This is a genomic window from Acinetobacter junii CIP 64.5 (assembly GCF_000368765.1).
Taxonomy (GTDB): Bacteria; Pseudomonadota; Gammaproteobacteria; order Pseudomonadales; family Moraxellaceae; genus Acinetobacter; species Acinetobacter junii.
The window spans coordinates 483,349-497,424 of record NZ_KB849655.1; the positions used below are offsets into that span (position 1 = coordinate 483,349).

A 14,076-nucleotide genomic window follows, 5' to 3' on the forward strand; every position below is an offset into this window, starting at 1 on the left:
CTCAGCGATGACAATGCACTCATTGCTGAACAGCTCATTGAACTCACTGAGGAAAATTCCGATTGGGGCTTTGGTTTGTGCTTCTCGTATTTACGGCATGTTGGGAGTTGCTGCTGGAATCACAAGCGGGTTTACCGCATTTACTGTGAGTTGGCACTGAATCTGCGTATTAAACCGAGAAGAAGACTAAAACGGCATGCGCCTGAACCATTGAAAGAACCAATCCGAGAAAATCAGGTTTGGTCATTAGATTTTATGCATGATCAGCTTTCCGATGGTCGCAAGTTTCGATTATTGAATGTGATTGATGATTACCGCCGCGAAGGCCTAGCCATTGAAGCAGGGTTCTCATTGCCCACAATCAGGGTTATTCGTACGTTGAATCAATTGCTGGAGTGGAGAGAAAAACCGTTAGTGATCCGATGCGATAATGGTCCCGAATTTATCAGTCACAAATTTGTGCGCTGGGCTACTGAGCACGGTATTCGTATTGAATATATTCAACCGGGTAAGCCGCAGCAGAATGCGTATATTGAACGCTATAATCGGACCATACGTTATAGTTGGCTGAGCAAGCATTTATTTGATACTTTGGATGAAGTACAAGATTATGCAACAAACTGGTTGTGGCATTACAACCATGAAAGACCACATCAAGCTAACAAAGGAAAGCCACCTCTAATGGCTGCTTAACCTCTACTTTTAAATTCAGTTATTTATGGGAGGATTACCCTTCCTATGCCATTCTACAATTTTTTGATAATAAAACAGCCACGAGTTTTAAAAGATGATCCAGATTCAGAGGATTAGGAATAGTATCGACCACGGCGTTCACTCAAAACTCTTTTCAGAATAGTTATCTTTACCTAGCGGTATCGTTGCCCAAATTGCGGGACACAAACCTAGCGGTACCGAAGAGAAGCATTACACTGTTCGGCTAATTGATCTACTAAGAAAATGGCATACAGAATATGAGAATTGGATGCTTGAGCAGGCCAATATCACTTTTGACGTGAATTAAACCCTATTTTTTCTAGGCCTCACTGTTTATATCAATAGAATGCATTTTTTATAAATGCATTCTATTTAGGACGAATACATCAATAATTTACTGTAATACAGCCCTGCGCATCTTCACTGTACTCTTATCAATTTTATTCATCTGCATGTGTCCTGAAGCAGGTACAGCCCTTTCTCTTCCCCAATTACGTATAGCTTCTATCTGTTCAGGACTTGTTTGAGAGAGAGGCACCACATTTTCAAAACTTTGTCTGAATAAATCCGTATTAATGACATCATCCCCATTAAGATATGCTTCTTTAACTACTTCTCTTACAGCTGCTTCCAAATCAGATCCAGCGAAACCTTCCGACAATTGAACTAATTCATCCATGAGTGTAGGATCAATATCTCTCTTCAAACCACGTCTGATATAAATTTCAATAATTTCTTTACGCTCTATCGGTGTAGGCAAATCAACAAAAAATAATTCATCAAATCGGCCACGGCGTAATAACTCTGGAGGGAGCATCGAAACATCATTCGCCGTAGCTACAACAAATACTCTCGATGTTGCTTCCTGCAACCAATATAAAAACTGTCCTACTAGACGCGTTGCGGTTCCGCCATCACTGGATTGACCGGCACCAGCCAATCCTTTTTCAATTTCATCAATCCACAGCACACAAGGAGCAACATGATCTGCTGTGGTTAATGCATCTTTTAACCTGCCTTCACTTTGACCTAAGTATTGTCCATGGATAGTCGATAAATCCAAGCGGTACAATGGGAGTCCCCAGCTGGCCGCAATTGCTTTCGCTGATAAGGATTTTCCACACCCTGGTACTCCAACTAGCAGAACCCCTCGTGGCGGTCTGATACCACGTTCACGCAAATCTGCTGTTAATAAAGGTCTTTCTTTATCCAGCCAAGCTTGTAGTCCAGCTAAACCGCCTACACTAAGACTGTCCTCTCGGACTACCACTCGCTCTACGCCTGAGATATCAGCAAAAATACGATCCTTAACATGCATTAACTCCTTAAGGTCTGCTTTTGTAACTCTCCCATTTGCTAAAAAAGTTGCAATAATATTTTCAGCTTCAATACGGGAAATACCAGTTAAAATTGCTGCTGCTTGTTTCTCATCGTTGAGATCCCATTCAATTGGGAAATGCTCGCGATATGCCGTAATTTGTTCATGAATAAGCTCAGCCATTTCATCTTCTGTCGGCATTGACAACGTTAAGGACATACCTAAACGCTGAAGCTGACTCCAGACTGGTTTTGAAGTAATGACTATTACACTTCCACCATTTTCAGCCGCCAACATCACAACGTCCTGCATTTGACGAGCAAAATTAGTATCATCTTCTAAATCAGTTACTTCCGTTAACAAAAAAGATAACTGCTGACGCTGCATCATTTGACTACTTGCAAAGTCCAAAGCTCCAATAACTGAACGATCATCATTTACACCTCGATTGCTTATAATCTCTCGAGTACCTTGAGATAAGGTATGTACATAGAAGCTAGCATTAAGCTCAGAAATAATTTCTTTGCAAATATCAAGAACACGAGCTCGCTCTGCGCTACGTATAGAGATAAACGGTATACGTGCTTTTAAATATCGAGTTAGAGTTTGTTTAAATTCCTTTGTATCACTCATGATTTTGATTTCTCATTCATTCGAATAAATTATTGAAATTAATTACAGAAAATTACGTCTTTTAAATTTTGTAGAAGTCTCAGAAATAGCAGTGTCAGTTAGTGGCTGGTTCTTTTGAGATATATACGGCATATCCTTAGATGGCACACTTACTTTCGTAAAATTCAATATCGAATTATGCTTAATAATACTAAGTAAACGGCCTGTTCTATCTCGGGATGCACTATTTTCCAAACTGCTTTGCGTCCTTTTAGCATAATGTTCAAGCTCAGTAGTCAAGTGTTTTTGCAATAGTTCTGGAAAACACTCTAAGGTTGCAATTTCATGAAGAAAGCTTAATGTTCTTCGTGCACTAAGCAATCCCGTGATCAGCCCCGACTCGTCATTACTGTATGAGATATTACGATCTAGGCGCTGAGCACACTCTTGCAGACGCATGTTAAAAACCAGTGCCAAACGCTCTGAAAAACGCTCAGCGACACCGGAAGTCCAGCTTAAGCTACCTTTTGACATGAGCACTTTAATATCTTTGTCATATTGGCTGTCTTTCAAATAGCCCAAACAATCACACCACTCTGAATATGTATGTGGCACCTGCACAGGTACATCAGGGTTGTGTTTCTCCGATGTACCGGCCCAAGTCAATTTTCGACTCATATTTTGCTCTTTTTAAATCGACGTACAAATCCAGTTTGAGGCAACAAATCCCATTCAGGAAACTCTCCCACAAAGAATTGAGTATTGCCTGTATTCAGCTGTGATTGCGCAATATTCACAGTTGCTTCCTTCACTTGTGCTTGAGGTGCGTCATTCTGAGTTGCCTCATGTAGAAACACTCTAGTTTTGGAAGAAATATTTGTATCTGTTGCATTCTCATGATTTTCCATGTTTTATTCCCTCTATCTTAATTAGTATTTGTGTTAGCCAGCCATTAAATTTCGGCCTTTATCATGAGCAGACATCAGATATTCTTTCGATGAGAGTTCATTAAAGAAATCTGAAACTAGACTTGATTCACTGTCTTGGTGCATTAACTGTTTCCGCATATCTACAACTTCAGCTAAGATAGCTTTAAGCTCATTGGCACTCTGTTCTTTAAGATATTCATAATGCTGAGCAACATTTTTCTTCTGGTTATCTAAATTCTTATAATCCATGAACGCCCACCATAATAAAGCAGCACCTATTACAATTGCCCAAACAGCAAAACCGGTGAGTAAAATTAATGCACCACCAATAACCGCTTTAATATAAGTTGGCATTTGAAGTTTGACATTTGCAATTGCCTGTTGTTTTTGCGCTTCGATATGTCTTTCTAAATCTTGCAGCAATAATGCTTCATTACTTCCATTGTTAGTTTCACCGGTCCAATTACACTCGGCTAAGTTCAAGGTCAACTTTTGCGGAAATTCTGCTCTGATACTAGCTGTCAAATCTTGATGGGCATCTACAATCCATTGTTTAGAAAGTGCAATAGCATAACGCTGTGTCGCTACAGAGGCATGTGAAAGTTGCGGATGCATAGCAGCGTTGGTAAGTAACTGCGTAAAGCTTACCATGTCGCTTAATGTTTTCTCTTCTAAGCGATATTTCTCTTCAGCGACAGAACGATCGCCCATTTCATCAATAATCAGCTGGCATAGATGTTCTTGCTGTCTAAGAGGCAATTCTTCATCATCAAAGTTTTGCACAAGCTTATCTAAGAGCAAATCCACTTCATCATTCAAACTAGGGGATGGTTTAATTTCCCCCTCAAATATATCGCTAAAATATTTATGAAGAATTGAATGAATTTGTGTGTGATTCAATGACTCACTGATTTGTTGCCAATCACTACTTGGAACTGCTTTATACAATCTAGGATAATTTTTAGAAAAATCCTGATTTGGATATTTTGTTTTAATTGCATCTTCCCATTGGGAACGCTGTTCTTCGACAAAACCTGCTTGAGCTTCTAACTCAGTTACCCATTGTTCAATTCTAGATGAACATTGCATTCTTACACTGGCACCAAAAACTCCATTTACCAATGCATCCACTAATACTACAGTTTGACGATCTAAATTAAATGGATCTTGTTGTCCTAAATAACGATCTAACCATGTCTGGCATGCAGCTAATCGCTGTGCACGACGTGACACCAATGCAAAAAAGAGTGTCGTTTTTTCATCATCACGCTTTAACGCTTCGCTCAATGCTTTTTGTGCAAGGTCCTTATTATCGTTTAACCAAGCACCTAAAGCGACTAATGCTGGTGCTAACCAATATTTAGGCGTCAATAACATTAATTCTTCAGTAGCATTTTGCATTGTTTCTTGACGAACAATCTTAATATCAGCCGCCTGCAAGATACCTGTTGCAATACGTCTTACTTGCCCATAGTGACCATAACTTGTATCAAGCTCTTGTCTGATTTTAACTTGACGAGTTTCAGCCAAGCTAATTTCTTTAGCCCTAACATCAGCCGCTACAAAATCACGGAACTCTTGCCAAAGATTAACTAAGTCCTGCTGTGTAGCATTTAAATTTTGATCAACTACGTCAATTTGACCTGAGATCTGATCTAGGCTGTTTCCTAATGCTGATAGACTTCTATTAATATTTGACAAATCCGCCGTCTGTATAATACGTTCAGCCATATTTCACCCCTTTTATATTGAGTTATTGCTAAGTTAAAAAATTTATTTATTTATTATTGCCGCCGTACCATCATCTGAAATCGCCACCATTCTGTCAGAATAAACTTCAATGCACATATAGTTGTGATGTTTGGCTAAAGTACGAGCTCTTTCTAATTCTGATTTCATACTTTCCCCTACTTTATAGTGTTCAATGATCTGACCAAAAAAGTCTAAGGTATGAACTTCGTAAGGAGCTCCTAAATAACACTTAGAAACGATCCCTATAAGTAAGCCTATTGCCGCTTCAGGCAATTCTTTTTGTATATTCTCCTTCAGTTCTTGCAATGAAGTTTTGTTACTATGGTGAGTTCCAGTATCCAATATTTTTATATATTCAAGATACTTTTTACTTCTTGGCATTCTTAAAGCCCTCTCCAACTCAACAGGTGAGCTTACCTTTGTACCTGTTAAGATAGAGTTAGATGAAAGCCGCAAATCTGTATCTTGTTTTTTAGCAGACTCTGCAGTTAACAGTTTCCTCATATACTTTTCCTTGTGAACCTTCAATTCTTAAATAGAATACTAAAAAACTATATAAATCTATTTGATATACTCTATTGTTAATACATTCTTAATAATAAAAAACTTGTATAATTAGTAATTTACACAATAATTATGAGCATGAATAGATGAATCAAAAAATTTATAATTCTTTAATTTTATAGTTTTTACGGCTTTGTTGCACAAATATTTCATAACTATATGATTTTAAAAGTTTTGATTATTTTTTGATCCAAAATTAAATTTATTTAAATCAGATGCTTACATATTTATGCAACAAAGCCAGTTTTTACTATAAGGGGAAATACATGGAAGGCTACAATATTTATAACATTATTTTATTAGTATATTTCAGTATTGTTATTACCGGGATTTTCTTAGGTGCTGGCAAAAATCGTACTATCATTGTGTTTAGAGACTACGATGATCTTGGATTGACTTTTCTTATTCCGACTTCACTTTTTGGCATTATTTTCATTTTTCATATGTTGGGCGGCAGCCCTAACTTCAGTGTACCACTTGCGATCATTGTGGCATTTATTCTGTTCTGTATCATGGTTAAAAATACTTTCATCGACAATGATCGTGTGATATGGAAAGTTCTCATGGCACTGATGACAAAACTGCCTCTTGCCTTTCTTTGGGTAATTAATCTTATTTCTCTCATCAAGCCAAGTGGGCAAACAGCAAGGCAACGGCGTGAAAGTCGGGCAAACGCCCTACTTATATTGGCTATTATTACTCCCATTATTGGACTTCTAGTAGCTGATAAATCTGGCGCATTATTTAATCCAAAGCAGTGGATTAAAGGCAAACGTATTGGCAGTATTCGCAATCATATGTAATCAAAAATCCCTGCTTATTTAGGTTCATCGTTGAAAAGTTAAAATAACCCTGAACTAAAGATTACTACTGTAATCTTTAGTTAGGACACAATTTATAAAACTATCTCAATTCAAGTTGCTTTTTATGCCACTCCACAATTTCCTGGTAATCAAAATAAATAGCAGCTAGACGTGCTGTTCCTGATTTTAAAGTAAGCATCCGCTGAACCCAACTTTTCTTATCTGCTCAACATCCCGATAGTGTCCACTTAAATTTAAGTGGACACCTATTTATGGATTTAAAGACAGTTATAGACAGCACGCCCACGCTAAAAAAGCCCCGTCGAACCTTCACAGCTGAATTTAAACATCCACTTATTCAGCAATGTCAGCAGCCAGACACATCGGTGGCTAAGGTAGCAATGCAACATCAGGTCAATGCGAATCTGTTGCATAAATGGATTCGTCAATCAAGATCAATGGTCTCATCATTAATAACCCCATCCAGTCTGTTAGCGGCAGTGTAAAAATGTCCCCCTAATGGCATTTAAAAAATGCCCCCTTGGTTAATATGGTTGTCATTTTGGTGAACCCTACCGGGTTTGTCGGAGACTTTTTTATTTAAGTTAGGCCACCTGACCTAACGGGTTAATCTTATCATAGTACATTGCTTGAAACTCAAAAGGCGATACATAACCCAGTGCACTGTGTACACGCTTTTTATTGAACCAATCTACCCAGTTTAGTGTCGCAAGTTGTACATCCGCTGATGCCAGGCACGAAGTGTTTCAGGAGTACAACCAATCTTAGGCGCAATTGCTGTGATTGCAGCCCAAGTAGAAGGATAATCTTTTTCAGATTCAATCAATAATTGAAACGCTCTTTCTCTGATTTCAGGGGTATATTTTAATTTTGTCATCGGGACACTACGCTTCGCTACGTCTTGCGAAGCAAAGCTTCTCATCTCAGAATATTGACTCTCTGACAAACCCGGTACGGTTCACCTTCTTTTATTGGGTAATCCCCCCTAAAAAAAATAGGATCTAAAAGTAGAATTTTCTCTTAAGATCAAAGCAGGAGATTCTGCATGAAAACATCTAAATTTACTGACAGTCAGATTATGTCTATTTTGAAACAAGCGGAGTCTGGCACGCCTGTTGCCACCCTTTGCCGTGAACATGGTATGAGTAATGCGACTTTTTACAAATGGCGGGCTAAATATGGCGGCATGGATGCCTCATTAATTACTCGATTGAAAGAACTAGAAGCCGAAAATGCCAAGCTAAAAAAGATGTATGCTGAAGAGCGGCTTAAAGCTGAAATCATTCAGGAAGCCATGTCAAAAAAGTGGTAAAGCCATCTTGTCGTCGTCAGATGGCACAACAAGCCGTTGGTGATCATGCCGTCAGTATTCGTTTGGCCTGCCGTGCATTTAGTATCAGTGAAACCTGCTACCGTTATCAGTCCAAATTGAACGATGACAATGCACTGATTGCAGAACAATTGATTGAACTCACCGAAGAAAAACAGATTGGGGCTTCGGGCTATGCTTCTCTTATCTACGCCATGTTGAGAAGTGTGGTTGGAATCATAAGCGTGTTTACCGTATTTACTGTGAGCTGGCATTGAATCTGCGGATCAAACCAAGAAGACGATTAAAACGACATGTACCTGAACCATTGAAGGAACCAACTCATCCAAATCAAGTATGGTCATTGGATTTTATGCATGATCAGTTAAGTGATGGACGAAGTTACCGTTTGCTTAACGTAATTGACGACTATCGACGTGAGGGTTTAGTGATTGAAGCAGGTTTTTCACTGCCTGCACTGCGCGTCATTCGTACACTTAACCAATTGCTCGAATGGAGAGACAAACCGCTTGTGATTCGCTGCGACAATGGACCTGAATTTATCAGCCACGAATTCGTACGTTGGGCAGCTGAGCATGGTATCCGTATTGAATATATTCAACCAGGCAAGCCACAACAAAATGCTTATATCGAACGATACAATCGTACAATGCGTTATAGTTGGGTGAGCAAACATTTGTTCGACACATTGGAGCAAGTACAAGATTATGCAACACAGTGGTTGTGGCACTACAATCATGAACGACCACATCAAGCTAACGGAGGCAAACCACCTTTGATGGCTGCTTAACCTCTACTTTTAAATTCAGTTATTTATGGGAGGATTACCCTTGGACTTTAACAATACATAGCTTCTTAGTAAAATATGAGCCTACATCAATATAGTGACAATTGTCGATTTGTGTCTGCTCTTTGACAATTGTATGACCAATATAAATTTCGTCAATATTTTCGACAATATCATATTTATCTGAGTAATTACGTATTCTCCTCCGCCCCCACAAAGCATTTGTATAAGCCGATGTGATTCCAGAAATTTTATAATCGCCTTAACAAGATCTTCCTTAAAAGCATTCCAATCGTGAATATCAATGTCGGCATGAACAATACCTATCTTTTTATCTTTCAGCTCAACTTCAATCACCAATGGTAACTTTGCTAAACGACCAATAATTCTCTGCCGTGTCTTTTGAAATTGTCTATAAAACCATGCTCCCCCATTCCTTGCATGCATGTCTTTCATTTTAGGATCATGCTGTCCTCGAATACACATTTCTTCATGATTACCGCGCACAGTCAAAAACCATTTTTGATCGAGTAATGAAATACATTCTAAATTTTCAGTACCTCTGTCAATGATATCTCCTGTGCATACAAGCAAGTCATTGTCAAAATCAAAATTCTTTAGATGAAGCTCTTGCATTAGAAGACTATAAGACCCGTGAAGATCTCCAACGATATAAACTGAATTATAATTTTGGTTTACAAGTATCTTTATTACATCATTCATGCTATGAATAAAACCTTCTACGAATTTTGAATCACATTATAGAACATGACCACGACAGCCTCCGATTCATTACAAAATATTGTTATTTATACAAATAATAAAATTTCACTTGATTTTTATAAGCCATTTGAAGATGGACTAAACCCTATATTATTTACAGTTAAAACTTTAGAACAGATCCCTAGAAAGACTGAAAATAAAATCCATATTGTCATCTTGGAGTCCTGTGATGAACTTAGCAATCTACAAATAAATTGTAATAAAATTCATCTTATCATGCCTACATGTTCAAAGAATAAATTAGAAAATGATCTACATGCCCTAATCTTTAAGTACGAGCAGTCGATGAATTCTCAACAAGCTTTAGAAAATCTTTACCATAGTTTTATTAAGTTCTATTGCTCGGCTGAATATTATCTTGATCCTCAGGATTTTTTTAATTCTGACTCATATAAAGATGGATATCGATGCATCAATATCCATGAAATATTGCAAGATAATGTTAGTTATGAACAACAACTCCATACCTACCTTAATACGATATCGAATACTGAAACAGTATCCTTCAATTTTTCAATAGGCTATGAATTCTCTTCTGAATCTGGCTATTTACAGCTGATAGAAAATACTGTTGATCATTTAACATATGCAAAAGATAGAGATGTGTTCTTTAGCGTTGTGCTTTCAAAGCACCCCCTATCAGATAATAGGTTAGCTATCGTACATTTGAGTCAATAGTCTCTAATGGCTTAGGGTGTGTTGACACTTTTAGCTTAAAAAATAGCGAAGTAGTAAAATCAAATCGCCAAACCCAATTTTACTATTCGCTATGCCTCGTACCATGCTGACAGATCAACACTGGCAAAAGTTGAAAACTATTTTGCGTAATTTATCTATTCATCACAACTCAAATTTACGTAATTTTATTGAAGCTATTCTCTATAGAATTAGAACAGGCTGTCCGTGGCGAGATATTCCTTCCTATTTCGGTCAATCAAACTCTATTTTCAAACGTTTTAATCGTTGGTCAAGCAGCGGTAAGTTGCTTAGATTATTCAAATTATTAGCATCATGCCCCGATATGGAGTGGATTTTTATTGATGGCTCTCACGTACGTGCTCATCAACATTCTGCCGGTATAGCGAATCAATCCATTTCTAAAAGTGTAGGAGGAAACTCCTCAAAAATACATTTGATTGTTGATTCACATGGCAATCCTATTGATTTCATGATTACCGATGGCACTACACATGACATCAAAGTTGCACCTGATTTAATAGCAACATTAGATTTAAAAGAGACAGAAGTGGTATGCGCAGATAAAGGCTATGATTCAGAACCACTGCGTGAGCAGATCAGAAAAACAGGAACAAAAGCGAATATACCAAAGAAAATAAATAGCCAATCGAACAATGATCATATGGACTGGTATTTATATAAAATCAGGCATTTAGTTGAAAATATGTTTTGTAGATTAAAACAATTTAGAGGGATAGCTACTCGATATGACAAGCTCAAAAGAAATTATCAAAGTGCTGTTGCCTTAGCCTGTATATTTTTATGGCTACCTTTATAGGTTTAATTATGAACAGTAAATGTCAACAGACCCTAATTTTTTCATATCAAAACCGATTAATTCATCATTATCTAGATCAAAAGGAAGAACCAATATCTCTGGATTTTTCCCTTGATCTCTTTCATGCTTATTTAACTGAAACTCTGGTAAAGCTTTATTAAATTTGGAACTTTTTGGATAAATCAAAACTATTGGACCATCGTGTTCAAGGTACATATAACTATAAGCAAACATTTGCTGCATATCACCATCGCTGATTCCATAACGCTGATCTTCACTATTCTGATCCAATAATTTCCATTTTGTATCTAGAATCATATTGCTATGTGTATCTTTTTTAGCTTTAAAATAAATGTCTGGTCGAAGATTAAATCTATCTTTTCCATTATGATGGCACAAATATTTATTACTCTTCTGCCTTTGGATTTGGTAATGCTCTGAGTATTGTTCTTCTAGCTTACTCAGAACATAAGCTTCAAATAACTTTTCCATCGGAAACAGCAAACTCATTCCATGCCATTCACCATGTAATGCAGATGGTGTCTGCTCTCCTAGGACTATTTCACACCAGACTTTGATTGGTTCATATTGAGCATATAAACGGCCTGATTTCCATTGGGGAAAGTCTAAACGCGGCAATGTACTTGTTGGCACCTCATTTAATTTAAGACGAATTTCATTTGCCAATCGCCAATTATCATTATCTTGTGTGAGTTTACATATTCTTTCTAATGCAGTTTTAATAAGACGATTTGGCGCCGTATTTAAAGAAAAAATATCATGTTCAATCGGAAAACGATGTTGCTCGGTCACTGGTTGAGTCAGATATCTTTGGATATTCAATTTACCTTTTAAATAGGCACTTTGCTCTGCGATACGTTGATATTCAGACCGTACACCTCGCTGAAGCAATAGGTTGCATGCCTGCAAAAAAAGACTCATGATCCATTCACTTAAAGGCAAATTCAACTTATCTAGTGAAGCCTCTCCCACTTCACGAGCAGGTGGGAGCTTCCACAAGGCTTCTAGCATCTTTCGAAGTAACTGACGTTCATTCGCAAGTACTTCTTCCTTTTGATCTTGTGTTTGTATATCGACGTGTTTGGGTAATATCTCAATTGTGTGCCCACACGGCGTAGAAATAATTCCCACAAAATTATCAACTTTGAGTGTTCTTCTCCCTTCTATTTCAAATATAGGAACCCCATTTTTTTTATATTGACCAGCCAACTCGCATAGATAATCAAATACCGAACTTGGTACTTTAATACGATCTAATTGTGTTGGCACCATCATTTCGGTATTGGTGCCATTATCTTCAATGACACCATATTCTCTAATCGTGAAAAGCACTATGAAGCAACCTTTTCCATAATGCTTTCTTTATTTTTTCCCTCAATGATTTTCATCAGTGCTTCTTTCTTTTTATCAACATCACCCTCAAATAGTGCTGTATTGATGTCCCAATTTCTACTTGCTAAATGTTCCCGTTCATGTGGTTGCATGTTAGAAAATAAATACTCTTCTACTTTTTCCATCTTCACCATCCCATTTTTATTAAGTACTAAATTAATTTTTCCCCAATCATCAAAGAAATATTCTTGTAATAATGGGATAATTTTTTTCTCAAATATTTTCATTAACTTTTCTAAGCTGGCATCGTTTTTCAATGAAATAAAATATGCATGCCCAATACAATGATCGCGATCCAGTAGCACCTGAATCCGTTTATTCATAGTCTCCAAAATGGCTTTGACATTTATATCTTTATAATCAGTGATTTGAATATCCTTTAAAACATTAGGCTCGGGCATCATTTCAATAAATTCAAAACGTCGTCTTAAAGCAATATCTACTGAAGTTAATGAACGGTCAGAACTGTTCATCGTACCTATAATATAAAGATTGTTTGGTACACTAAATTGCTCATTTGAATAAGGAAGAGTTACAGACAACTCTTCAAGTTGATCTGCACGTTTGGATTCCTCAATTAAAGTAATAAGTTCACCAAAAATTTTGGAAATATTACCTCGGTTAATTTCATCAATAATCAGCACATAGTTTTCTGTCGGATTATCTTTCGCGGACTTACAAAAACGTTTAAACACTCCTGCTTCTACTGGATATTTTAATTGTCCATTAACTTCTTTAACTTTAATGCCTTCTACAAAATCTTCATAACCATAGCTTTGGTGAAAGGTAACAAAACCAATTTGAACTATTTGTTTATCAGTACTTTTTAGATATTCATTGAACCTTTGATTCATTTCCTCTCTAATTTTTTCATTTGAAATAGGTATCTTTCTTGATTCCAGTTCTTTCTGAATAATTTCTTTTAAAGTATCTTTTTGAATCTTATAAACAATTGATAACGCTTCATTAATTGTATTATATGTTTTGCCTGTCCCTGCAGGACCATACAAAATTTGATTTCGTGTGAATAATACATCGTTTAACTTATCTTGCTCTACAATCCTTGAATAACTATCTAGTATATTTCTGCTCTCTTGTTTTCGCTTTTTCAGAGCTTTTAAAGTTTCAATATAATCACCCCAAACCTTTTTATTAACTTTTTCAGTATTGCCTGAATTCACATTAAATTTAATCTCATTCTTCGTAAGATGTCTTTGACCAACCGCATTGAGTGGAAAATAGACTTCAGGTTTACAACGATACAGTGCTGTAGATAATTTATTAATGCCAACAGAACTAATCTTCAAAATCTCCTTGACATCATCGAAATTTAAATATTCCTGGTTATCTTTAGCATTGATTTCTTTAAATACCCCCCACAGTTTCGGAATCGTGTCATGATCTCGCTCGACAATGGAGCCATTTTTATTTTTAAAAACTAGACCTCTTGCAAAAATCATTTTTTAACCAACTCCATGTTGTAAATTGCAGCAATTAAATTCAGACGTAAACCCATGCGTTTACGCCTATTTCG

Annotated in this window: 12 protein-coding genes and 4 pseudogenes; 6 read left to right on the forward strand and 10 right to left on the reverse strand. The window is 36.9% G+C overall.

Annotated features, from left to right (window positions below):
- On the forward strand, positions 1–693 hold a 693-nt coding region (locus tag F948_RS08055; RefSeq protein ID WP_004962470.1), incomplete at its 5' end, for an IS3 family transposase.
- Positions 694–1,108: 415 nt separating this feature from the next.
- Here F948_RS08055 and F948_RS08060 read toward each other — a convergent pair.
- The 5 genes from F948_RS08060 to F948_RS08080 are packed head-to-tail and all read right to left on the reverse strand — an operon-like array spanning position 1,109 to position 5,829.
- Entirely contained in the window at positions 1,109–2,665 is a 1,557-nt protein-coding gene (locus F948_RS08060; RefSeq protein ID WP_004962472.1) for an AAA family ATPase, read from the reverse strand.
- A gap of 42 nt (positions 2,666–2,707) precedes the next feature.
- Positions 2,708–3,322, reverse strand: coding sequence for a hypothetical protein (locus F948_RS08065; protein ID WP_004962475.1), 615 nt, complete (start codon positions 3,320–3,322; stop codon positions 2,708–2,710).
- Complete coding sequence (locus tag F948_RS08070) at positions 3,319–3,552, reverse strand: hypothetical protein (protein WP_004962476.1); 234 nt, start codon at positions 3,550–3,552, stop codon at positions 3,319–3,321. Before F948_RS08070 ends, F948_RS08065 begins: the two co-directional genes overlap by 4 nt.
- Positions 3,553–3,585: 33 nt before the next feature.
- Entirely contained in the window at positions 3,586–5,304 is a 1,719-nt protein-coding gene (locus tag F948_RS08075; protein ID WP_004962478.1) for a hypothetical protein, read from the reverse strand.
- Between the two features lie 42 nt (positions 5,305–5,346).
- On the reverse strand, positions 5,347–5,829 hold the full coding sequence (locus F948_RS08080) for a hypothetical protein (RefSeq protein WP_004962480.1): 483 nt from the start codon (positions 5,827–5,829) through the stop codon (positions 5,347–5,349).
- A 326-nt stretch (positions 5,830–6,155) separates the two neighbouring features.
- Here F948_RS08080 and F948_RS08085 point away from each other — a divergent pair, with 326 nt between their 5' ends.
- Together F948_RS08085 and F948_RS16050 are read left to right on the forward strand one after the other, a co-directional pair.
- A complete protein-coding gene (locus F948_RS08085) occupies positions 6,156–6,692 on the forward strand; it encodes a hypothetical protein (RefSeq protein WP_004962483.1) in 537 nt (178 codons plus the stop codon).
- 272 nt (positions 6,693–6,964) lie between these two features.
- The gene (locus F948_RS16050; protein WP_004962485.1) at positions 6,965–7,198 is read left to right on the forward strand and encodes a transposase; all 234 of its coding nucleotides are present in this window, start codon (positions 6,965–6,967) and stop codon (positions 7,196–7,198) included.
- A gap of 99 nt (positions 7,199–7,297) precedes the next feature.
- Here the strand turns inward: F948_RS16050 and F948_RS16395 are convergent.
- Positions 7,298–7,438, reverse strand: a pseudogene (locus F948_RS16395) (integrase core domain-containing protein); the annotation flags it as partial.
- Positions 7,435–7,590 (reverse strand): annotated as a pseudogene (locus F948_RS16585) (IS3 family transposase); the annotation flags it as partial. The pseudogenes F948_RS16395 and F948_RS16585, both read right to left, overlap by 4 nt.
- Positions 7,591–7,758: 168 nt before the next feature.
- Between F948_RS16585 and F948_RS16055 the strand changes: the two are divergent.
- Positions 7,759–8,833 (forward strand): annotated as a pseudogene (locus F948_RS16055) (IS3 family transposase).
- Between the two features lie 34 nt (positions 8,834–8,867).
- Here F948_RS16055 and F948_RS08110 read toward each other — a convergent pair.
- A pseudogene (locus tag F948_RS08110) lies at positions 8,868–9,553 on the reverse strand (metallophosphoesterase).
- Between the two features lie 45 nt (positions 9,554–9,598).
- Between F948_RS08110 and F948_RS08115 the strand changes: the two are divergent.
- Both F948_RS08115 and F948_RS08120 read left to right on the forward strand, forming a co-directional pair.
- Positions 9,599–10,291 carry a hypothetical protein gene (locus tag F948_RS08115; protein ID WP_004962494.1) on the forward strand — a complete coding sequence of 231 codons (693 nt, stop codon included), beginning with the start codon at positions 9,599–9,601 and terminating at the stop codon, positions 10,289–10,291.
- A 91-nt stretch (positions 10,292–10,382) separates the two neighbouring features.
- Positions 10,383–11,129: an IS5 family transposase gene (locus F948_RS08120; protein WP_004912080.1), complete on the forward strand. Its 747-nt coding sequence runs from the start codon at positions 10,383–10,385 to the stop codon at positions 11,127–11,129.
- A 6-nt stretch (positions 11,130–11,135) separates the two neighbouring features.
- Here F948_RS08120 and F948_RS08125 read toward each other — a convergent pair whose 3' ends face one another.
- Positions 11,136–12,482, reverse strand: a complete 1,347-nt coding sequence (locus tag F948_RS08125; protein WP_004962496.1) for an McrC family protein — start codon at positions 12,480–12,482, stop codon at positions 11,136–11,138.
- Entirely contained in the window at positions 12,482–14,002 is a 1,521-nt protein-coding gene (locus tag F948_RS08130) for an McrB family protein (RefSeq protein WP_004962497.1), read from the reverse strand. The genes F948_RS08125 and F948_RS08130 overlap by 1 nt, the downstream gene beginning before the upstream one ends.
- Between the last annotated feature and the right edge of the window lie 74 nt (positions 14,003–14,076).

Coding starts and splice junctions, on each gene's coding strand:
- F948_RS08115 (WP_004962494.1), top strand. CDS start 9,599: ATGACCACGACAGCCTCCGATTCATTACAAAATATTGTTATTTATACA.
- F948_RS08070 (WP_004962476.1), bottom strand. CDS start 3,552: ATGGAAAATCATGAGAATGCAACAGATACAAATATTTCTTCCAAAACT.
- F948_RS08130 (WP_004962497.1), bottom strand. CDS start 14,002: ATGATTTTTGCAAGAGGTCTAGTTTTTAAAAATAAAAATGGCTCCATT.
- F948_RS08120 (WP_004912080.1), top strand. CDS start 10,383: ATGCCTCGTACCATGCTGACAGATCAACACTGGCAAAAGTTGAAAACT.
- F948_RS08080 (WP_004962480.1), bottom strand. CDS start 5,829: ATGAGGAAACTGTTAACTGCAGAGTCTGCTAAAAAACAAGATACAGAT.
- F948_RS08060 (WP_004962472.1), bottom strand. CDS start 2,665: ATGAGTGATACAAAGGAATTTAAACAAACTCTAACTCGATATTTAAAA.
- F948_RS08075 (WP_004962478.1), bottom strand. CDS start 5,304: ATGGCTGAACGTATTATACAGACGGCGGATTTGTCAAATATTAATAGA.
- F948_RS08085 (WP_004962483.1), top strand. CDS start 6,156: ATGGAAGGCTACAATATTTATAACATTATTTTATTAGTATATTTCAGT.
- F948_RS08065 (WP_004962475.1), bottom strand. CDS start 3,322: ATGAGTCGAAAATTGACTTGGGCCGGTACATCGGAGAAACACAACCCT.
- F948_RS16050 (WP_004962485.1), top strand. CDS start 6,965: ATGGATTTAAAGACAGTTATAGACAGCACGCCCACGCTAAAAAAGCCC.